At 70.7% G+C, this 20,071-nt stretch carries 16 protein-coding genes and 1 tRNA gene; 2 read left to right on the forward strand and 15 right to left on the reverse strand.

Annotation, left to right across the window (positions count from 1 at the left end):
• Nucleotides 1-104: 104 nt before the first annotated feature.
• The 11 genes from VMI11_09875 to VMI11_09925 all read right to left on the reverse strand — a co-directional run bounded on the left by VMI11_09875 (nt 105) and on the right by VMI11_09925 (nt 14,467).
• Nucleotides 105-1,013, reverse strand: coding sequence for a hypothetical protein (locus VMI11_09875; protein HTY72715.1), 909 nt, complete (start codon nt 1,011-1,013; stop codon nt 105-107).
• The gene (locus tag VMI11_09880; protein HTY72716.1) at nt 1,010-2,152 is read right to left on the reverse strand and encodes a DUF916 domain-containing protein; all 1,143 of its coding nucleotides are present in this window, start codon (nt 2,150-2,152) and stop codon (nt 1,010-1,012) included. Before VMI11_09880 ends, VMI11_09875 begins: the two co-directional genes overlap by 4 nt.
• Nucleotides 2,153-2,264: 112 nt before the next feature.
• Nucleotides 2,265-4,073, reverse strand: a complete 1,809-nt coding sequence (locus VMI11_09885; protein HTY72717.1) for a hypothetical protein — start codon at nt 4,071-4,073, stop codon at nt 2,265-2,267.
• Between the two features lie 102 nt (nt 4,074-4,175).
• Nucleotides 4,176-5,483, reverse strand: a complete 1,308-nt coding sequence (locus tag VMI11_09890) for a substrate-binding domain-containing protein (GenBank protein HTY72718.1) — start codon at nt 5,481-5,483, stop codon at nt 4,176-4,178.
• Nucleotides 5,484-5,658: 175 nt separating this feature from the next.
• Nucleotides 5,659-6,603, reverse strand: a complete 945-nt coding sequence (locus VMI11_09895) for a class E sortase (protein HTY72719.1) — start codon at nt 6,601-6,603, stop codon at nt 5,659-5,661.
• Nucleotides 6,600-9,329: a hypothetical protein gene (locus VMI11_09900; GenBank protein HTY72720.1), complete on the reverse strand. Its 2,730-nt coding sequence runs from the start codon at nt 9,327-9,329 to the stop codon at nt 6,600-6,602. The genes VMI11_09895 and VMI11_09900 overlap by 4 nt, the downstream gene beginning before the upstream one ends.
• Nucleotides 9,326-11,035, reverse strand: coding sequence for a substrate-binding domain-containing protein (locus tag VMI11_09905; GenBank protein ID HTY72721.1), 1,710 nt, complete (start codon nt 11,033-11,035; stop codon nt 9,326-9,328). Before VMI11_09905 ends, VMI11_09900 begins: the two co-directional genes overlap by 4 nt.
• Nucleotides 11,032-12,120 (reverse strand): phosphate ABC transporter permease PstA, encoded by a 1,089-nt coding sequence (pstA, locus tag VMI11_09910; protein ID HTY72722.1) that lies wholly within the window; start codon nt 12,118-12,120, stop codon nt 11,032-11,034. The genes VMI11_09905 and pstA overlap by 4 nt, the downstream gene beginning before the upstream one ends.
• Before the next feature lie 11 nt (nt 12,121-12,131).
• Complete coding sequence (gene pstC, locus VMI11_09915; GenBank protein ID HTY72723.1) at nt 12,132-13,148, reverse strand: phosphate ABC transporter permease subunit PstC; 1,017 nt, start codon at nt 13,146-13,148, stop codon at nt 12,132-12,134.
• Nucleotides 13,132-13,962 (reverse strand): phosphate ABC transporter ATP-binding protein, encoded by an 831-nt coding sequence (locus VMI11_09920; GenBank protein ID HTY72724.1) that lies wholly within the window; start codon nt 13,960-13,962, stop codon nt 13,132-13,134. Before VMI11_09920 ends, pstC begins: the two co-directional genes overlap by 17 nt.
• Nucleotides 13,963-13,996: 34 nt before the next feature.
• Nucleotides 13,997-14,467 (reverse strand): hypothetical protein, encoded by a 471-nt coding sequence (locus tag VMI11_09925; GenBank protein HTY72725.1) that lies wholly within the window; start codon nt 14,465-14,467, stop codon nt 13,997-13,999.
• Nucleotides 14,468-14,663: 196 nt separating this feature from the next.
• Here VMI11_09925 and VMI11_09930 point away from each other — a divergent pair, with 196 nt between their 5' ends.
• Both VMI11_09930 and VMI11_09935 read left to right on the forward strand, forming a co-directional pair.
• A complete protein-coding gene (locus VMI11_09930) occupies nt 14,664-15,593 on the forward strand; it encodes an ABC transporter ATP-binding protein (GenBank protein HTY72726.1) in 930 nt (309 codons plus the stop codon).
• Entirely contained in the window at nt 15,590-16,411 is an 822-nt protein-coding gene (locus VMI11_09935) for an ABC transporter permease (protein ID HTY72727.1), read from the forward strand. Before VMI11_09930 ends, VMI11_09935 begins: the two co-directional genes overlap by 4 nt.
• Before the next feature lie 3 nt (nt 16,412-16,414).
• On the opposite strand, the gene VMI11_09940 is transcribed toward VMI11_09935, so the two are convergent.
• The 4 genes from VMI11_09940 to gyrA form a co-directional block, all read right to left on the reverse strand.
• Complete coding sequence (locus VMI11_09940) at nt 16,415-16,546, reverse strand: DLW-39 family protein (protein HTY72728.1); 132 nt, start codon at nt 16,544-16,546, stop codon at nt 16,415-16,417.
• Between the two features lie 100 nt (nt 16,547-16,646).
• Nucleotides 16,647-16,720 (reverse strand) — tRNA-Ile (locus VMI11_09945).
• Between the two features lie 71 nt (nt 16,721-16,791).
• Nucleotides 16,792-17,406, reverse strand: a complete 615-nt coding sequence (locus VMI11_09950) for a DUF3566 domain-containing protein (protein HTY72729.1) — start codon at nt 17,404-17,406, stop codon at nt 16,792-16,794.
• Complete coding sequence (gene gyrA / locus VMI11_09955) at nt 17,403-20,039, reverse strand: DNA gyrase subunit A (GenBank protein HTY72730.1); 2,637 nt, start codon at nt 20,037-20,039, stop codon at nt 17,403-17,405. The genes VMI11_09950 and gyrA overlap by 4 nt, the downstream gene beginning before the upstream one ends.
• Nucleotides 20,040-20,071 lie beyond the last annotated feature (32 nt).

Genomic DNA, 20,071 nt, shown 5'->3' on the forward strand with positions numbered 1-20,071 from the left:
CGTGGTCGTCGCTGTCGGTCCAGTCGCGCGCAGCCTCACGGCCACGGGCGAATGCCCGCCCTGCGCGAGGTTGCGGCCGGATGAACGCCCGACGTCCATCCGCGTCATGGGACGCGTTCCCTGTCCTGCTTGGCCGCTCTGGCCGTTCGCAGCCGCTGGACACCGAACACCAGCGCGCCTCCGACGATGGCTGCGGCGAGAGCGATCGCGACCCGGTTCTGGCTCGAGTCGGTCGGCGAGCCGGACGCGGTGTTCGAGTCGTTCCCGGCTGCGACCGCCGCGGACCCAGCCCCGCCGGAGGCGGCGGCAGCCGAGTGGCTCACGGCACTGTGTGAAGACGCGGTCACCGACGTCTTCGAGGTCTTGGCCTGAGCGCCTTCGCCCTTGACGGACACCGACGGGGCGGCGGACGGCAGCTTCGAGGAACCCAGCACCGCGGTCTCCAGGGAGACGCCCTTGCCGACGTTGCAGGCGACGCTCGCGCCCTTGACCACGTGCCAGGTGTTGCCGGTGACCTGGATGACCGTCGCCGGATAGGGAGTGGTGAGCGGTGGGGTGTTGGCGTTCGAGAAGTACATCCGCACCTGGAGCAACCCGTCCCACTGTGGTGGCGCCTGGCTGGTCAACGAGACGAGCGGCGCATCCCCGTAGGTCGCTTGGGCGATCGGGTGCTTGTTGTTGGTGTACGTCGACGCCGCGGTGAACTGCTTGCCGAACCACTCGCCGGGATCGACGTCCTTTCGTGGCACGAAGACCCCGAGCGTCGCCTTCCCGAACTTTCCGGTGTATCCGGCGGGCGTCGCCACGCTGGAGATGGCCGTCCACACGAAGGGCACCGCGGTCAACGACCCGGAGGTGACGGCGTGGCCCTTCGCGTCGCAGAAGGCGATGCCGCCCTGCCAGTTCGGGTCCTTGAAGGGGATGTTGTCGGCCGCCGCGGAGCCGACCGAGAGCCAGGCACTGATCAGCGAAGTGATGCCAAGGACGCCGAGCACGGCGAGCGAGCGCTTCACGGCCGGCCTCCCGGAGTGAGGACGGGCTCGCGCGACGCCGAGCCTCCCGTCGGGGGGCTGAAGTCGCCGGGGAGGTGCCTGCGCCGGCGTCTCCAGAACCAGCCGAGGCCGATCACCACGAACAGCCCGACCACCAGCACCCATGGGATGGCCCAGAAAGTCACCGCCGCGGTCACCGGCTCGAGCCCGGGATCGACGTCACCGGGTGCCGCGGCCGCGTCGACACGGACGTGCGCGGTGAGGCGGCCCTGCGGCCGTACGCCGTGCACGTACGCCACCTCCGGGTAGGAGGCCCCGGGCAGGAGCAGGGGCAGGTCCGGCAGTTTGACCAGCAGCGCTTTGCCGAACGGGCCCTTCACCCACACTTGCTGGGATCCGCCGAGCTTGACGTTTCCCCCGTTGTGGACGACGAAGTGGACGGTGACGGTGCCTCGGGTGACGGGGTTGAGCGATCCGCCGTACGTCGCGCGCAGGCCGTGGATGGACAGGTTCGGGTGCAGCGGGCCGGACACGCGGAGGAACACCCGGGAGGCGGTCCGCTGGAGCAGCGTCTCGCGCTGACCGGACTTCGAGATCGCGATCGAGGACAGCGACGCGATGATGCCTCCTGCGTAGTCACCCGGAGGTGCGCCGGCGGGGACGCGCAGGGTCAGCGGGATGATGACCGCGCTGGGCCCCTTGACGGTGCGCGCCGGCACGCGGACGGTCGACGGACCGCTGAGAGTGATCCACCTCCCGAGGTCCTTGGGTGGGTCCGTCGGGGAGGCGAGCGCGAAGCCCCCGCTGGCGTCCGCGAAGGCTTGCACCGGATAGACGCTCAGGAGCAGCGGCCGGGTCGAGGCGTTGAGCACCGCCACTTCGTCGGTGAGCCGGGCGCCAGGTGTCGCCTGGTAGGTGAACGTCGGGCGACCGTCCTGCTTGTGGTGAGAGGCCGGCGCGACGCCGAAGGTGGCGACGAACTGGCCCTTGCCGGGAGCCGGTGACCCGACCGCGCCTTGCGAGGAGGCAGGGGAGGGACTCGACGAGGGGCCCGAATCCGTGGCGACGGCATCAGCCATCGGCGAGGCCACGGCCGTGAGGAGACAGAGCGGGAGCGACAGGAGCAGCACGCGTCGGGCGCGTGCCCGGAGAGCGGACATGGTCTTGGTGGTTTCCGTTCGCGAGGTGGCGGCCCGCGGACCGCCGGAGCGGGGCCGAGCTAGCGCCCGGCCCCGCCCGGTGGCCTCAGCCGCCGAACGTGGTGTTCGGAGTTCAGCCGACGGTGAAGACGATGGTTCCGTTGTAGGTGCCGTTGATGGTGTTGGTCGGGGCGTTGATGGTCAGGACCCCGTGCGCCTGCAGGGTTCCGTTGCCGCCACCGGTGGTGGTGGCGAAGGTGTGCACGCCCTTGGCCCCGCCGGTTCCCGTGCCCGTTCCGGGCTGGACACCGGCCAGTGCCGCGTTGTCGGTGTAGCGGACAACAGTTGCGGAGTTGCTCTTCGCGTCGGTGGCCCACCCGGTGAGGCCCACGTTCTGGCCGTCGATGACGTTGTTCGTCCCGGCCGGGCCGGCCGCCGGGCCGGTCAGGTCGGAGGCGTTCAGCGTCGCCGTCCAGTTCGGGTCACCGGCCAGCGTGCTGGTGATGGTGAGGTCCGGACCGCTTGCGGCCGGGAACTGGGCCGACGTGGTCAGCAGCGAGCCGTCCGCCGCGAGCTGCATCGCGGGCAGGACGAACGGGTTCGTCGCGGTGTACGGCGTGGTGATGGTGATGTAACCGGCGCTCACCGCCACCTGGATGCTCTGGGTGTCGGAGCAGGACTGCCCGGCCGGGTAGGCGGTCGGGTCACCCGGGCAGGTCTGGGCACCGAGGTGGAAGGTCACCGCGGCGCTGGTACCGGTCCCGAAGCTTCCCGTCCCGATGTAGCTCGCCACCACCGAGTGGTCGCCGACGGGGCTGGTGCCGCCGTTCAGCGCGGTCGTAGTGAAGGAGAAGTTGCCCGAGGAGTCCGGCCCGGTGAGAGTGCCGGCGAGCGGGGTGGTCGACCCGTCCGCGAACAGCGACAGGGTGCCGGTCAGGGCCGGCGAGCCGGCAGCGGCGCTCACCTGACCGGTGAAGGTCTGGGTCGTGAACGCGGTCGTGCCGCTCGTGCTGGCGCGTGCCAGCGTGACCGTCGGGATGATCAGTGGCGGACCGACGTGCACCGTCACCGTGCCCTGCGAACCCTGGACCAGCGTGCCCGCGGTCGGAGTGAACACCGCCTTGTAAGCGTGGTCCGTACCATTGGTCACCGCAGGAGGCGTGGTCGTCGTCGTGTAGGTGCCTGTCCCGGAGGTGACCGCCTGCGAGCTGCCGATCGGTGTGGTTCCGTCATAGAACTGCAGCGTTCCGTTGCTCGCCGGGGCGATCGTGGCCGTGAGCGTCACCGTCGGCGGCGTCCCGGTGAACGGACCGGGCGGGTTCGCGGTCAGCGTGGTCGTCGTGGTGGTGATGGACGGGTAGACGAGCGACCACGTGCCGGCCGAGGTGTTCACCGAGATGTCCGCCGCCCAGAACTGCCCCGTGGAGACGCCCGGGCCGGAGTCGTACAGCCGCAGCTGGTAGATCCCTGCGTATCCCGCAGTGGTGTCGCTAGTTGCACCGCCGATGAAGCTGGCGATGTTCCCGTCGGTCGCGCCGAGGGTCACCACCGGGAACTGGAAGCCGGTGCTCGACGTGCCGGTCAGCGGCGCCGGGGCGGTGCTCGACGGGAAGTTGGTCGAGGCCGAGGCGCTGCCGGTGTACCAGGCCGTCGAGTCCGGCTTGGTGTGGTCGGGCGCCGCGAAGACGAGGCTGGCCTTGGTGGCGCCGGCCTGCTTCGCCGACGTCGCTGCCGCGTAGTCCGCGATGTGGTTGAGGTTGGTCCCGCCGGTGAGGACGTTGCCGGCGGAGTCGTACAGGACGAGGCTGCCCTGGGAGTTCGGGTCCGGCTCCCACGGCGGGGTGGTGGCCGCGTTCGCGGCACCGGCTCCCGCGGCGAGCGTCGCGCCGATGATCGCGACGGCGGCAGCCCCCGCGATCAAGGGCCTGATCGTGCGCTTCATCAGGTACCTTTCTGGTCGTACCAGTGGGATAGCGGCGGGGCGGGCGGACAGGCCCGCCCCGCCGTCGTGCTCCTGGCTTGTCTGCTCGGGGGGACTAGTGCGTCACGGCCCGAACTGGGTGAAGGCGTACGTCGGGACGACGCCCGCGGCGGAGATGAGCGACTGCGCGGAGCTGGTGGCGAAGTACGGCGCCCCGCCGGGCCCGTACGTCGTCCCGCCGATCGTCACGCAGCCCGTGGTGTGGCCCGCACCGGAGCACGGGTTGTAGAACAGCGTGCGCACCCAGTTGAGCGTGCCGCCGGGCTGGAACACCTTGGTGCTGTTGATGTCAGCGTCCCGGAAGTACAGGTAGAGGCTGCGGTTGATGTTGAACAGCGAGCCCGACTTCGGGGTCCCGGTCGTCCAGTACTTGACGTTCGGGGTCAACGTGGTGTTGCCGGTGCACACGCTGGAGTAGCCGACGCAGCTCGGGTCCTTGAAGTAGCCGATCCCCGACCCGCCGTCGTTAGCGGTGCCGTCGCTGAGCTTGCCGAGGTAGAGGTTGAGCCGCCCGCTGGACATCGGCTCGATGGCGTCCGTCGGAGCGCCGGACGCGTCGATCGCCTCGGGGTCGTTCTCCTCGACGTTGGTGACGCAGCTGCCGGGTGTCGTCACACCGATCGCCGACAGGAACGACGTGCGAGTGCCGGAGCCGATCTGCGGCAGCAGCGGCTTGATCGTGTCACTCGAGGTCCCACCGAGGGTGGGGTCGTTCCACGTCGTGACCGAGCAGTTGTAGATGGCCTGAAGCTGTGTCGTGGACAGCGCCACCGCGTTGGTCGTCGACGAGCTCAGCATCGCCAGGCCGTCCGTGCCGACCGTGATGCTGTCCATCGTGTTGCCGCCCGACCCTCGGGCCGAGGACGCGCGGGAGAAGTCCGCCAGGTGCTTGGTGTCGGCGACCAGGAAGTTGAACCCCGCACCGGAACCGTTCGGTCGCTGCACCGGCTGGGTACCGGCGCGCAGGACGATCGTCGGGTTCAGCGTGCAGGGGACGTCGCCCGTGTGGGTCGTGTTCTGGTTGCCGGTCCCCTGGGTGGCTCCGGTGCCGGGTGCGCAGTTGTTCGTCGCGCTGTTGCCCGGCGTGTTGCCCACGCCCTGGGGGCTGTAGGCCAACCGCGCGTTCGCGTCGGCGGTGGCGTCGAAGCTCACCAGTTTGTTGGCGTTGCCGAGGGTGTTGTAACCGGTGTCGCCGAGGTGGTCCCCGTCGGCGACGAAGTCGACGAGATTCTGCAGCGTGTCGGATCCGACCCCGACGACGTCCTTGCTTGACGGTGCGTAGTCGGCCTGTGCGGCCGTGGTCGTCAGAGCGAGCGACGCGGTGATCACACCGACCGTCGCCGCGCCGAGCAAGACCTTCTTGCGTCGCATGTGCAGGTCCCTTCCCGAAGTGGCAGGTGGAGCGCCCGTAGGCTCTCGGGTCCAGGTCGACGCGCACAGGCGTCCTGCGCTAACGCGAGATGAACCTCGGGCTGCCATCGGCTCGCATTCGGGCACAAGGGATCGCCGGTCCAACAACGGGTGAACGAGGCCTCACGTGCGGGCGTCACATGAGGTTCGGCATCAGCTGGACGGCCACCGAGGTGACCCCCCAGAGGCAGGCCAGCAGGGCGGGGACACCCACCACCCAGGTCTGCCAGGTGCCCCAGTAGACCCACGAGACGACGTACGTCGATGCCACGGCGACCAGGAGGAACAGCCACAGCACCAGCTGCACGAGGACGCTGGTGTCGATGCTCATCGCCTGTTCTGCTGCCGGGACCGCGGCCGGACGACCGGGTGGTGCCGGGACGGACGTGCCGGCCAGGTCGGCGTCGACGTAGACGACGCCGGTCGGGGCCCACACCGAGCGCCAACTCGCACCCTCGGCGCTGACCAGGGTCAACCGCCCATGCCCCGGCTGCACCGGCTGGGGAAAGCGGTCCCCGGCCCGCCTGATGTCGATGACGCGGTAGGTGAAGCGGCCCTGCCCCGTGACGACCGCGATCGCGTCCCCGCGGGCGAGGGTGCCGACGTTCTCGAACGGTCCCCCGAAGGTGCTCTCCCGGCCGTAGACGACACTGACGCCGGCCTGGCCCGGCAGCGGGGTGTCGCGACGGTGCCCGGGGCCGGCGATCAGGTCGCCGGACGTGGTGCCCTCGACGACGACCAGGTCGTGCAGCTCCAGGGCGGGGATGCTCAACAGGGCCACCGGCGCACCCGGGCGGATCAGTCCGCCCAGCGGCGCGGTCTCCTCGGCCAGCTGCTCGCGCAGTGTGTCGTAGCCAACGTGCTGGTCACGCCACTCCTGGAAGGAGCTCAGGACGACCCCGTAGATCACCGCCCAGGCTGCGACCACCGCGGTGCACACGATCACGCCGGTGACGACCCGGCGGCGTGGAGTCGGTCGCGGACGGGCGGGCAGCCGCAGCCTCTTCGGCAGGCGCACGTGGACGCGCCGCCGCCGCCTGGCCTCGGGGACGACGTCGGGGGGATCCTCGACGACGGTCACCGGCGACCGAGCCCGCTGTTCCACACCGCCGCGACCAGCGCAAGCACCACGAGGACCAGCAGCGCCGGGAACGCCAGCGCGGCCGGCCCCGGCCGCACGCCGACCGTCTTGCCGGTGAGGACCACCGCGATCTTCGACGGACTCGGCGACGACGACGGCGACGGCTTCGGTCTGGCGGAGGAGGAGCTCGTCGAGGGCGCGGCTGCGGTTGAAGGGCTCCCCGCGGCCGACGGCTCACCGCCGGTTGTGCCGGTCCCCGCCTCGCTCGTGGTGGAGGGCGTGGGACTGACGGATGGCGTCGGCGTCGGCGTCGGGGCCGGGTCGCCGTTGACGTAGGGCACCACGCCCTGCTGCTGCTCGACGGCCTGTGCGGCCGTCCGGGTGTAGGCCGCGAGACCGGCCAGATGGTTGGCCGCGGTCATCGGCAGGTAGCCGACGGGCAGCTGCCCTTGGTCGAGACCCGGCTGCTGACCTACCCCCGCCGCGAAGCGCAGTAAGTCGGCGTAGTGCGCGGCGTCGGCGGCGGGGAGCCCCTGCGTCGGGACGTCGAGGGACAGCACGAGGATGCCCGGGTACGCCTGCTCGCCGGCCGCGCGCGTGCGCAGCGCGGCGTACGGGACCGGCCACGTCCCGAGCTGCTTGTCTGGCTCGAGCATCGCCGCGGCGGCCCGCAGCCCGTCGTCGCTTGGTCCGACGAACGTGCGGCCGGTCGCGTCGGTGAGCGCCGTCCCGCTCCCGCTGCTGACGTGGGTCTGCAGCTGGGCGACGTTGAGCTGGTAGCGCTCCGCGTCCGCCAGAGACACCAGCCCGAGGATGAAGCGGTACCCCGGGTTCTCCCGGCCGAGCGCGACCAGCTTCTGGTTCTGCTGGCCGGCGTTCTGGCAGTTGATCTGGGAGTTGGCGATGTCGAACTGCATGTTCAGGCTGATCGTGGCCGGGTTCGACACCGGTGCGGCGACGAGCGGCAGCCAGGGGGTCGGGCTGAGCGCGAGGCACGGGTTTCCAGCCTGCAGACCCTTGGGGATGAACGTGTCCCGTAGCGGCCACGTCGAGACCGGGAGCTTGATCCCCTTGTACGCGGGGTTGACGACCATCCCCCATGGGTCGGGGCGCCCGTCGAGCCACGCACGCGCCTCCGGGTCGGCGTTGATGTAGCTGGTCAGCGCGGTCAGCACGTCGGAGTCGCTCGACATGATCGCCAGCGTCGCGGCCGGCTCGAGGTTGTAGCCGAGGCTCACGACTCCGGGGTTGAGCGCGCGGAACTCTGGGTCGTGGCCGATGTCGATCGGGTTCCCCGACAGCGCCTTGTCCTCGCTCTTCATCGTCGGGTTCGAGGGATAGGACTCGGTGAGCAGCTTGGCGAGCAGCCGCGGAGTCAGCTTGAGGTCTGGATGGACCCCGCCGCTCTGGTCGTCCACCGAATAGGCGATCGCGAACCCGCTGACGGCGACTGGCGCCTGCACCACCGGCTGGGGGAAAGGTTCGTCCGGCGGCCCGGCCTGGACGGCTGCTTCGACACTGCCCGCGCGCAGCAGGTTCTTCGCCTGCGGCTCGCTGGTCTGCACGTGCTGGAACTTGAACAGCTTGGGGTCGAGACAGAACCTCGGCGCCCACTGCTCCGTGGCCTGCGCGAGCGCCTCGGAGCCGTACAGGTAGATCGGCTGTCCGTTGCTGACCAGGTTGCAGACCCCCGCGGACGGGGCGAAGGTCAGCGGGACCGAGATCCGGTTGCGCCAGTTGGACGCGCTCCACCACAGCTCACCGCTGACCGACAGGTCCTCGCTCTCCCAGGTCCCGTAGTTGTAGTCGCCCGGTGCGTACTTGCCGGTCGCCGCGCACTCCGACTCGATGGTCGGGACCAGCGAGGGGTCGGGCGCCTCCGAGGCCGGTAGCTGCGCACCCGCGGCGTCACAGCTGATGCCCATGATCGGGATGATCACCAGCGAGCAGGTGACCGTGTCCGAGCAGCCCATGGACGCGTTGGAGTCCACCGTCTGCACCACGAACTTGATCGAGCCCGCCCCGGTCTTGTCGCTCGCGCCGTACGTCGTGTTCCCCGGCTGCAGCGACTCGTCCGCGTTGGCCGCCTCGGGGGCCATGCCGGCGCAGCCGAGGGAGCCGCCCGGGTAGACGGTGCCGTTGGCGGCCACGAAGGGGATCCAGTGCTGCACGCCGGCGTCCGAGCCGGCGCACGCCTTCGGCAGCGGGCTGGGCTCGCCGACCTTCTCGGCGCGGTCGGCCGTCGTGGCGTAGCGATCCATCCGGTACGGGGGGTAGTTGAACACGTAGTCGGACTGGAAGCGTTCGGCGGGCGTCTGGGTCCAGCAGGTCTGCGGTGACAGCCGCTTCGAGGCCGGCACCGACGTGCTGTCGATGCCGCGGCACTCCATGACGACGACGGGGTACTCCTGCTGCGCGGCGAGCGCGGAGTTCTGGTCGCCCACCAGCCCGCCGGTCGGGTGCGCGCCCGACCAGCTCACGTTGATCGTCTGCCGGTCGCGAAGCTGCTCGGTGTCGTCGACGTGAACGGTGACGCTACGGCTGTCGACCGGCACGTCCTGGCCCGCCACGAGGTTCACCCGGTCGATGGTCTTGGTCTTGGCGAAGCCGGTGTCGGCGGAACCGGCCGCCCGGGCCGTACCGGCCGACGCCGGCAACGCCAGCCCCGCGGCCGCGAGGAGCGCGACCAGCGCGAGGCCGAGCCTTGACGGCAGCTTCCGCGTCATGACTGCCTCCTGCGTCGACGGGAGAGGTAGACCGCGAGGATCGGCGGAAGGACGATCAGCGCGAGGATCTCCAGTGCCGCGACCGATCCGAGCACCGACGTGAGGTTCTGCTGGCGGTAGCCGGCGAGCTGGGTGGGAACGCCGGTCACTGGGTCCGCCGCGGCCGCCACCTGGGTGTCGACCACCTGACCGGTGTCCGGGTTCACCGACGGGCTGGCGCCCGTCGAGCCGGTCACCGCCGTCGTCCCGCTCTGGCCGGTGCCCGTGGACGACGACGCGGCCGTCTTCGCCCCGCCAGACGTCGCAGTGCTGGACCCCTTCGTGGCCGTCGACCCGCTCGACGTGGTGGAGCCCTGTCCCGGGGAGGAGGTCTGCGGGGCCTTGCCGTTCCTGGGGTTGCCGTTGGCGATGCCCGCGTTGGCGTCGCAGGGCCCGGCGCCCGACTTGTCGCACGCGGGTGGCTTGGGGGCGATCTCGGCCAGGTAGTTGCGGTTCGGCTGGCCGGCGATGAACGTCGGGTTGTGGCAGGTCGACACGTTGCGTTGCGTGAGGTCCACGCCCGGGTCGGCCGTCTTGAGCTTGGCCGTCTGCGCGAAAGAGGCCTGGACGAGGTTGATCGGCAAGGGCGAGTAGCCGATCGGGCCCATTTCCGCCTGGCCCTGGCATACGGAGTAGTAGAGGAAGTCGGCGAGCGTCTGCCGTTTCGCGGTCGTCATGCGCGGGTCGGTCGGTGACGTTGGAATGATCATGTACGAGTACGACGAGATGGCGTACGTCCTGGGGTCGGGGTTCGTGTAGACCTGGTCGAGGTTCTGCAGCAGGTAGTCCTTCGACGACTTGTCCATGTTGATCTGCGCCTTGGTGAGTGCGACCGCGACGTTGTACTGCGTGGGCGCCGTGAAGTAGCCCGCGGCGTTCTCGACCTTGGCCACTGGGAAGTTCTTCGCGAGGGCATAGGAGTACTCGTCGTAGCCGATCGCCCCGTTGGCGGCGCCCGAGGAGATGAAGTTCATGACCCCGTCGGAGCCGTTCTGGGCGATCTGCCCGCCCTTGCGCGGGAAGTACTCGGTCAGACCGGACGTGCCGAGGAACGGCCGCCAGATCGAGGGGTACTGCTTGTCCAGGTAGCGGGTGAACTGCGCGGTCGAGCCGGAGCCCTCGGAGTGGACGACCGGGATGATGGGCAGGGACGGCAGCGCATGGCCGTTGTTGTCCGCCGTGATCTCGGGGTCGTCCCAGTTGGTGATCTTGTTCGTGAAGATCTTGGCCAGCGTCTGGCCAGACAGCCGGAGGTTGCGCACCAGCTGACCGGCCACCTTGATCTGGTACGGGAACGCCGTCCCGCCCGCCACGATCGGCAGGTAGGCGTACGGCCGGCACTGCGGCGTGCAGGGCGTGTCCGCCTCGCCGGTCACCGGGTCCTTGCCCTGGTAGCCGATGTCACTGACCGCGAAGTCCGTCGTGCGGTAGGCGAAGTCCTTGCGCCCGATCGCCGAGCCGCTCGCGGTGAAGACGACCTGCAGGCCGTTGGCCTGGACGTCGGCGATCCACTGGTTGACGGCGTTGGCGCTCCAGGACGAGCCCGACCCTTGGATGAGGGCGTGGCTCGCCGCCGCGTCCGCCGGAGCGGACCCGAAGAGCAGGCTCACCAGCACGCTCACCACCGCTGCCGCGACGGTGAGCAGGGGGTATCGGCGTCGGTTCACTTGGCACGGTCCCTGGCGAGGAAACGGGTGATGGCGAACAGGACGAGGACGAGCAGCAGCAGGAGCGCCGCCGCGCCGTAGCCCCTCGCGATGTACAGCGGCTCACCGCTGCGCACCGCGGAGAAGATGAACAGCGGGAGGGAGTTCATCGGCTCGCTGAAGGGGTTGGCGTTGAAGAAGGTCGACGCGCCCGAGACGATGAGCAGCGGGGCCGTCTCCCCGGCGATGCGGGCGATGCCGAGGATCAGCGACGTCGCCATCCCGGCCTTGGCGGTCGGGAGGACGACGCGTCGTACGGTGTCCCACTGCGACGCGCCCAGCGCCAGGCCGGCCTCGCGCAAGCCTCCCGGCACCACGCGCAGCACCACCTCGGCGGAGCGGGCGATGATCGGCAGCATGGTGACGGTGAGGGCGACCGACACCGCGAAGCCCGTCCGGGGAAAGCCGAACCCGATCACGAGGGTGACGTAGACGAACAGGCCGGCGAGAACGTCGGGCAGCGCCGTCATCGCCTCGACCACGGTCCGGACCGTGCGCGAGAGCCGGCCCCCCACCTCGGTCATGAACACGGCGGTGCCGATCCCCAGCGGCAGCGCGAACAGGGTCGCGATCCCGACCTGGATCGCGGTGCCCACGATGGCGTGCAGCACCCCGCCCTGCGTCAACGGTGAGGTCGGCCGCACGCCCGACATGTCGTCACGGAAGAAGTTGAGGTGGTGCAGGGCCGGCCAGCCCTTGACGAAGACGAACACCACCGTGCTGGTCAGCGCCAGACCAACGGTGACGGCCGCGCCGGTGACCACAGCGGCCGCCAGTCGGTCCCGCACGGTCGGCCACGGGTTGGAGATCCGGGACACGAGGGTGTACATGAGCAGGAAGACCAGGTACCAGCTCACGACGAACCCGACGACGCCGCTGAACGGCAGCACCCGCTCGAACAGGAGCCAGACGAGGGAACCCGAGCCGACGATGCTGCCGGCGACCGACGCCCGGTCGTCGAGCGTGCGGGCACGCAGCGGTCGTGGGATCTCGACGGGGGCCTCCGTGTCGACCTCGGCGGCCTCCTGGTCCACCATCGCCGTCATCTCGGATCTCCTCAGATCTCCGTCGCCGCGCCGCTGCGGCTTCGGTTGACGAAGATGGCAGCGACCGTGTTCACGCCCAGGGTGATGACGAACAGCACGAAGCCGGCCGTGAGGAGTGCGGAGAGCTGGGCGCTCGTGGCCTCCCCGAAGCGACCGGCGATGAGCGCCGAGGTCGTCTCCGTGCCGACCGTGAGAATCTTGATCTTGATGTCGAACGCCGGCGAGATGATGAGCAGGACGGCGATGGTCTCCCCGAGCGCGCGCCCGAGCGCCAGCATGGTGCCGCCGATCACCCCTCCACGTCCGAAGGGCAGCACGACCGCTCGGATCACGCCCCACCGCGTCGCGCCGAGCGCGTACGCCGCCTCGCGCTCGCCGACCGGCGCCTGCGCGAAGACGCCTCGCATGACGGCGCACGCGAGCGGGATCACCATCATCGACACCGCCAGGCCCGCGATGAACGCGGAGGCGGTGTACTGCGACTGCGCCCACGAGGCCGCCCGCGGGTCGGTGTCCACGGCGAAGACCGGGATCCAGCCGAGGTACTCCGACAGCCACCGCGCGACCGTGATGGCGTGCGGTTGCAGGAGGAAGAAGCCCCAGAGCCCGAAGATGATGCTCGGGACGGCAGCCATCAGGTCGATGAGCGAGGTCAGGGTGGCCTGCAGCCGCGGCGGCGCGTACTCGCTGATGTACAGCGCCGTCAGCAGCGCCAACGGGAAGCCGACGGCGAGGGCGACCAGGGCCACCTCGACGGTCCCCACGAGCACCGCGGAGATGCCGACGATGTCCCGCTCGGGCTGCCACTGGCTCTGGGTGAAGAAGTGGATGCCGTACCGGCGAAGCGTGGGGATCGCCTGGTAGCCGAGGAACAGCCCGATGGCGCCGGTGAGGACCAGCACGAAGGAGCCGATCGCCCGTACGGTCCCCCGGAAGACGCTGTCCTTCGCCGGCCGCGCCGGGTCGATGTCCCGGGGGACGTCCGGGCCCTCGGCCGACGGCCAGAGGTGCTCAGCCGAAGCGACCATGGACGTAATCGCTGGTTCGGGGGTCGCGGGGGTTGCCGAAGATCTGCTCGGTGGAGCCGGCCTCGACGATCCCGCCCGGCGTGCCCTGCTCGGCGAGGAAGAACGCGCACTGCTGGGAGACGCGCGCGGCCTGTTGCATGTTGTGGGTGACGATGACGATCGTCACGTCGCGCCGCAGCTCGGCGATGGTCTCCTCGATCCGGCGGGTCGACGTCGGGTCCAGGGCGGAGCACGGCTCGTCCATGAGCAGCACGTCCGGCTCGACCGCGAGCGAGCGGGCGATGCACAGCCGTTGCTGCTGCCCTCCGGAGAGCGCACCGCCGGCGGAACCCAGCCGGTCCTTCGCCTCGGTCCACAACCCCGCCCGGCTCAGGCAGCGCTCGACGAGGTCGTCCTTGTCGTGCCTGGCGATCTTGGTTCCGGTCAGCTTGAGACCCGCCAGGACGTTCTCGGCGATCGACATGGTCGGGAACGGGTTCGGCTTCTGGAAGACCATCCCGATGCGCTTGCGGGTCTCGGTGATACGACGTCCGGCGTCATAGATGTCGACCCCGTCGAGCAGCACCTGACCGGCCAGCTGCGCCGAGGGCACCAGCTCGTGCATCCGGTTGAGGGTGCGCAGGAACGTGGACTTCCCGCACCCCGAGGGTCCGATGAGGGCGGTGACCGTCCCCGGGGGCATGGACAGGGACACCCGTTCCAGCACCTTGTGGCTGCCGAACCACGCCGAGACCGCCACCGCGTCGAGGTGGGCGCCCCGGATCTGGCCGGTCACGTCGGGCAGGCGGATGGTCGTGTCGCTGACCGAGCTCATCCGCCCACCTCGCGCTCGTCAGGCCAGGGCGACCTCACGCCGCGCCCGTCCCGCCGAGCACGCCGACGCGTCCGCGACGGCTCGTACGGGGATGGGCGTGCACGTCCGGTGCGGCGGCGTCGGGCACCGCGGCGAGGAATCGCGAGAGGCTGTACTCGCACTCGCGTCGCCGCTGATGGCCGCGGGCCGCCACCGCCACCGGGCGCTCGTCCAGGTCGAGTCGCCATACCCACAGCCCCGTCACGTGGTTGAGCGCCAGCAGGGCCTGCGTACGCGCGATGCCCGCGATGACCGCCACCGCGTCCTCCACGCAGCGCAGCAGGTCGGGGTAGACCTGGGCGCTTCGCCCGAGCTCTCTGTTGTTGGCACCGGCCAGTCGCCACGACACCCAGGAACCGTCCTCAGCAGTCAGACCTCGTAGGGCGGAGCTTCGGTCCGGCCAGGCGGGAGAGGGGGATCCCTCCCGCAGCGTCCCCGTGACGAACAGGAACCGAGGCCTGGACACCGAACCTCCTCGTGCCGGCCGCGAGGACTCCACCGCCCCTGGCGGGCGGCGGCCCCCGTACGGCCGAACCGCGGCTGATCGTGCTGAGGCTGCGCGACGGCCCGTCCACCGCGACCTGAACGCCGAACGTTGCCTCGGTGAACGGGCGGTGCCCACGTCCCAGCGGAGCGCGGCCCGCCCGTGGGAGGGTGGCGACGTGAACGTCATCGAGGTGCGCGGCGGGCGCAAGACGTACCGGCGCTGGCGCAAGCCGCCGGAACGCGCCTTGGACGGCCTCGACCTCACCGTCGAGGAGGGTGGGGTGCACGGCTTCCTCGGCCCGAACGGTTCGGGCAAGACGACCACGATCCGGGCCCTGCTGGGCCTGGTCCGGGCCGACGCCGGCGAGTTCCGGCTGCTCGGGCAGCAGGTCCCCCAGACGTTGCCCGCCGTCGTCGCCGAGGTGGGGGCGCTCGTCGAGACGCCGCTGTTCTTCCCGAGCTTCTCGGGCCGGCTCAACCTGCAGCTGCTCGCGCAGGTCGCCGGCGTGCCCAGAGAGCGCGTGGAGGAGTGCCTCGAGACCGTCGACCTGAGCGAGCGCGCGGAGGACCGGTTCAAGGGCTACTCCCTGGGGATGAAGCAGCGCCTCGGGATCGCCGCGGCACTGCTCAAGCGCCCGCGGCTGCTCGTCCTCGACGAACCGTCGAACGGCCTCGACCCCGCCGGCATCCGCGACGTCCGGGAGCTGCTGCGCCGCCTGGGCGCCGACGGTCGGACCACCGTCTTCTTGTCCTCCCACCTGCTGGGCGAGGTCCAGCAGGTGTGCGACCACGTCACGATCCTCGCCCGGGGACGATGCGTGACCACGGGCCGCACGAGCGAGGTGCTGCGGGCGAACACCACCGACGACGTCCGGCTCTGCGTGCCCGACCCGATGGGCGCCCACGACGTGCTCACCGCCGCCGGCTACCGCCTGAGCAGCCTCGGTGACGCGTGGCGGGTCCACGACGTCCACGACCGCTCGGCGCTGACGCGCACGCTCGCCGACCGAGGCCACTACCTCACCGAGCTGTCCCCGATCGCGGCCGACCTCGAGGACGTCTTCCTGCAGCTCACCGGGGACGCCGAGCCGGAGGTCCAGCCGTGAGCACGGCCGTGGACGTACCGCGCGCGACGTACGGCGGGCTGCTCGGCTCGGAGATCCGCCGCCTGCTGCATCGCCGCGTGGTCCGCTGGCTCGCGGTGTTCGCGGTGGCCCAATACCTGCTGGTGAACGTGATCGTGTGGCTCAACCACGACAAGGCGGGGAGCGGCCACCCCGCCTACCGGCTGGGGGACGCCGGCGGCGGGGCCGTCGGCGTCGGCGTGGGGGTGGCCATCCTCATGTTCGTGGTCGGGACGACGTACGCCGGCGCGGAGTGGTCGCAGCGGACCATCGTGGCCCTGCTGTTCTGGGAGCCGCGCCGCGGACGGGTCATCTCGGCGAAGGTCCTGGTCGCGGCAGCCGCCGCCGTGACGGTCACCGTGGTGAGTCAGGTGGTCTGGCTGGCGACGGCGTACGTCCTGGCGGCGACCAAGGGCGTCACCACGCTGCCGTCGGGCTTCTGGGCCAACCTGCTGGACCGTCAGCTCAGGGTCCTGATCTTCACCGTGCTCGTGACCTGGCTCGGTTTCGGCATCGCCAACCTGGTCCGCAACTCGGCGGCGTCCCTCGGCGTGGGGTTCGTCTACTTCGTCATCGTCGAGTCCGTCGTCCAGGCGTTCTGGACCTGGGCGACCCCGTACCTGCTCACCCACAACGCGATCGCGCTGTTGTCCCCGGGCGGCTGGGACATCCCGGCGCGCGATCCCAGCCGTTCCCCGGTCCACCTGAGCTCGCTGCACGGCGGCCTGGTGTGGGGGACCGCCTCACTGGCGATCCTCGCGGTCGGAACCGTCGTCTTCAGCCGCAGCGACGCCGCGTAGGCCTCACCGCAGGTCGAGCGTCTCGTCGCGCGTGGCCTCGATCCAGAGATCCTCCTCGGCGCGGCTGCTCTGGTACTTGCGCCACGCCCCGAAGGCGACCCCCGCGAGGGCCACCAGCACGAGCAGCTTCTTCACGTCGCACCCTCTCCCGGCACTCCTTCGCGTGCCCTCGGCCACGGTAGCCGAGGCCGTCGGCCCCCGACGCGGGGGGCACGCTGGCGAGTGATCCGGTGAGTGGGCCTAGGAGGACTTGAACCTCCGACCTCTTCCTTATCAGGGAAGCGCTCTAACCGTCTGAGCTATAGGCCCGAGTGCCGCGGCGGCTCAGCGCTCGAGGCCCCGGCAGCGTACCGGAGCCCCGCAGAGCGGCCCAACTTCGTTCAGGGCTCCTCGACGAGGGTGACGTCCAGCCCGCCGACCAGCCCCGCCGCGAGGTTGTAGAGGAACGCCGCGAGCGTCGCCAGCGCGGTGATCAGCACGACCTGCACCACCGCCAGCACCAGGGCGACCCCCATGACCCGGCGGAAGGCCAGCGCGCTCTGGACGGTGAAGTCGGTCTGGTCGTTCGCCACGTCGGCCACGACCTTGTTGATGGAGTCGAACACCCCTCCGGAGTCGAGCAGGGACCACAGCAGCCCGACGGCGACGACGAAGACGATGCCGAGGGCGAGGGAGAGCAGGAAGCCGAGCTTCATCACCGACCAGGGGTCCACCTGCCGGATCTGCAGGCGGGCCTTGCGCGGGCCCCGGACCGGGTGCGCGCCTGGCGCCGGCGCCATCACGGTCCCCGGTGCAGGGCTCGGCTCGAGCGGTGCGACCGGGGTCGGCACCGGGACCGACGCGACGGCGGACGGGATCGTGACCACGCCCGGAGCGGCGGGCTCGTCGTCGTGGGCGCCGTTGGAGGCCGCCGAGGGTATCGGGACGGTGGGCGCCGACATGGTCCGCGCCTCGGGGCGAGCAGCCCCCCGGCCGCGGGTCGGGTCGGTCGTCACTCGTCGGTCTCCTCGTCCTCACCGCCGGGCGGTGGGTTCGCGACAGTCGTGGTCCCAGGATCCCTCAGGTCCGCCTCCGGCGCGGCTCCGGGCTGCCCCGGCGCGTCGCCCGTCGGCTCCCCACCCGAGCCGCCGGCCTCCTCGCCGTCGTTCTCCTCGTCCTCGTCGGTGTCGGCGTTGCGCGCCACACCGACGACCGCGTCGCCCTCGGAGAGCGCGATCAGGCGGACCCCCATGGTGTCGCGACCACGGCGCTGGAGCTCCTGCTCGGTGACCCTGGTGCGGATCACACCGCCCCCGGCGGTCATCGCGAGGACCTCGTCGCCCTCGTCGACCACGAGCGCCCCGACGAGCGACCCACGGTGCTCCGGCAGCTTCATGGCGACCACGCCGATGCCACCGCGCCCCTTCGGGGTCCACTCCTCGAGGGAGGTGCGCTTCCAGAACCCGCCGTCGGTGAAGGTGACCAGGTCGGCCCCGGCGCGGACGACCTCCATGCCGAGCAGCTCGTCACCGGCACGGAAGCGCATGCCGATGACCCCGCTGGTGGCGCGGCCCATGGCCCGCAGCGAGCGCTCGGTGGCCGGGAAGCGAACGGACTGGCCCTTGCGGGAGACCATGATCAGGTCGTCCTGCTCGCCGACCAGCCGGGCCGAGATCAGCTCGTCGTCGTCGCGCAGGTTGATCGCGACGATCCCACCCGTGCGGTTCGAGTCGTACTCGGCGAGCCGCGACTTCTTGACCAGCCCCTGCCGGGTCGCGAGGACCAGATAGGGCGCCACGGTGTAGTCGCGCAGGTCCAGGACCTGCGCGATGGTCTCCTCCGGCTGGAACGCGAGCAGGTTCGCCACGTGCTGCCCCCGCGCGTCGCGGCCGGCCTCGGGCAGCTCGTAGGCCTTCGCGCGGTACACCCGGCCCTTGTTGGTGAAGAAGAGGATCCAGTCGTGCGTCGTGGTCACGAAGAAGTGCTCCACGACGTCGTCGGCGCGAAGCGCTGCCCCGCGCACGCCCTTGCCGCCGCGCCGCTGCGAGCGGTAGAGGTCGACCTTGGTCCGTTTCGCGTAGCCGCCGCGCGTGATCGTGACGACCACGTCCTCCTCGGCGATGAGGTCCTCCATGGACATCTCGCCCTCGGCCGCCACGATCAGCGAGCGGCGCTCGTCGCCGAACTTGTCGACGATCTCGACGAGCTCCTCCTCGACGATGCTGCGCTGCCGCTCCTCCGAGGCGAGGATCGCCTCGAGGTCGGCGATCGCCCGCTCGATCTCCGCCAGCTCGTCGATGATGCGCTGGCGCTCCAGCGCGGCGAGGCGGCGCAGCTGGGTGTTGAGGATGTGGTTGGCCTGCAGCTCATCGACGTCGAGCAGCTCCATGAGGCCGGCGCGGGCCTGCTCGACGTCGGGGGAGCGGCGGATCAAGGCGATGACCTCGTCGAGCTGCTCGAGCGCCTTGACCAGGCCGCGCAGGAGGTGGGCCTGCTCCTCGGCACGGCGTAGGCGGTAGCGCGTACGGCGCTGGATGACCTCGATCTGGTGGGTGATCCAGTGGCGCACGAAGCCGTCGAGGGACAGCGTTCGGGGCACGTCGTCGACGAGGGCGACCATGTTGCAGCCGAAGGTGTCCTGCAGCTGCGTGTGCTTGAAGAGGTTGTTGCGCACCACGCTCGGGACCGCGTCGCGCTTGAGCACCACGACCAGCCGCATGCCGGTGCGCGCGGAGGAGTCGTCGCGCAGGTCTGCGATGCCGGGGACACGGCCGTTGTCGGCGAGCTCGGCGATCTTGCGTGCGAGGGCGTCCGGGTTGACCTGGTAGGGCAGCTCGCTGATGACCAGGCAGGTACGTCCGCGGGAGTCCTCCTCGACCTCCACGACGCCGCGCATCGTGACCGAGCCCCGCCCAGTCCGGTACGCCTGCTCGATCCCGGCGCGCCCGACGATGAGGCCGGCCGTGGGGAAGTCCGGTCCCTTGATGCGTTCGAGCAACGCCTCGAGCAGCTCCTCGCGCGTCGCGGTCGGGTGCTGCAGGGCCCAGCGCACGCCGTCGGCGACCTCGCGGAGGTTGTGCGGGGGGATGTTGGTGGCCATGCCGACCGCGATGCCGCCGGAGCCGTTGACCAGCAGGTTCGGGAACCGCGACGGGAGGACGCGCGGCTCCTCCTGACGCCCGTCGTAGTTGGGCTGGAAGTCGACGGTGTCCTCGTCGATGTCGCGGACCATCTCCATGGCCAGCGGCGCCAGCCGGCACTCGGTGTAGCGCATCGCGGCCTGTCGGTCGTCACCGCGTGAGCCGAAGTTGCCCTGTCCCTGGACGAGCGGGTAGCGCAGCGACCACTCCTGGCCGAGGCGCACCAACGTGTCGTAGATGGCCGTGTCGCCGTGCGGGTGGTACTGGCCCATCACGTCGCCGACCACACGGCTGGACTTCGAGAACGGCCGGTCGGGGCGGTACCCGCCGTCGAACATGGCGTACAGGACGCGGCGGTGCACCGGCTTGAGCCCGTCGCGCACGTCGGGGAGGGCCCGCTGCACGATGACGCTCATCGCGTAGTCGAGGTAGGAGCGGCTCATCTCGACCTGGAGGTCGACCGGCTCGATGCGCCCGCCCGGCGGCGGCGTGCTGGTGGTCTCGGTCACGGTGCGGGGTTCCTGTCGCGGCTCGGCGGCTC

It is taken from the genome of Actinomycetes bacterium (assembly GCA_035506535.1).
Lineage (GTDB): Bacteria > Actinomycetota > Actinomycetes > DATJPE01 > DATJPE01 > DATJPE01.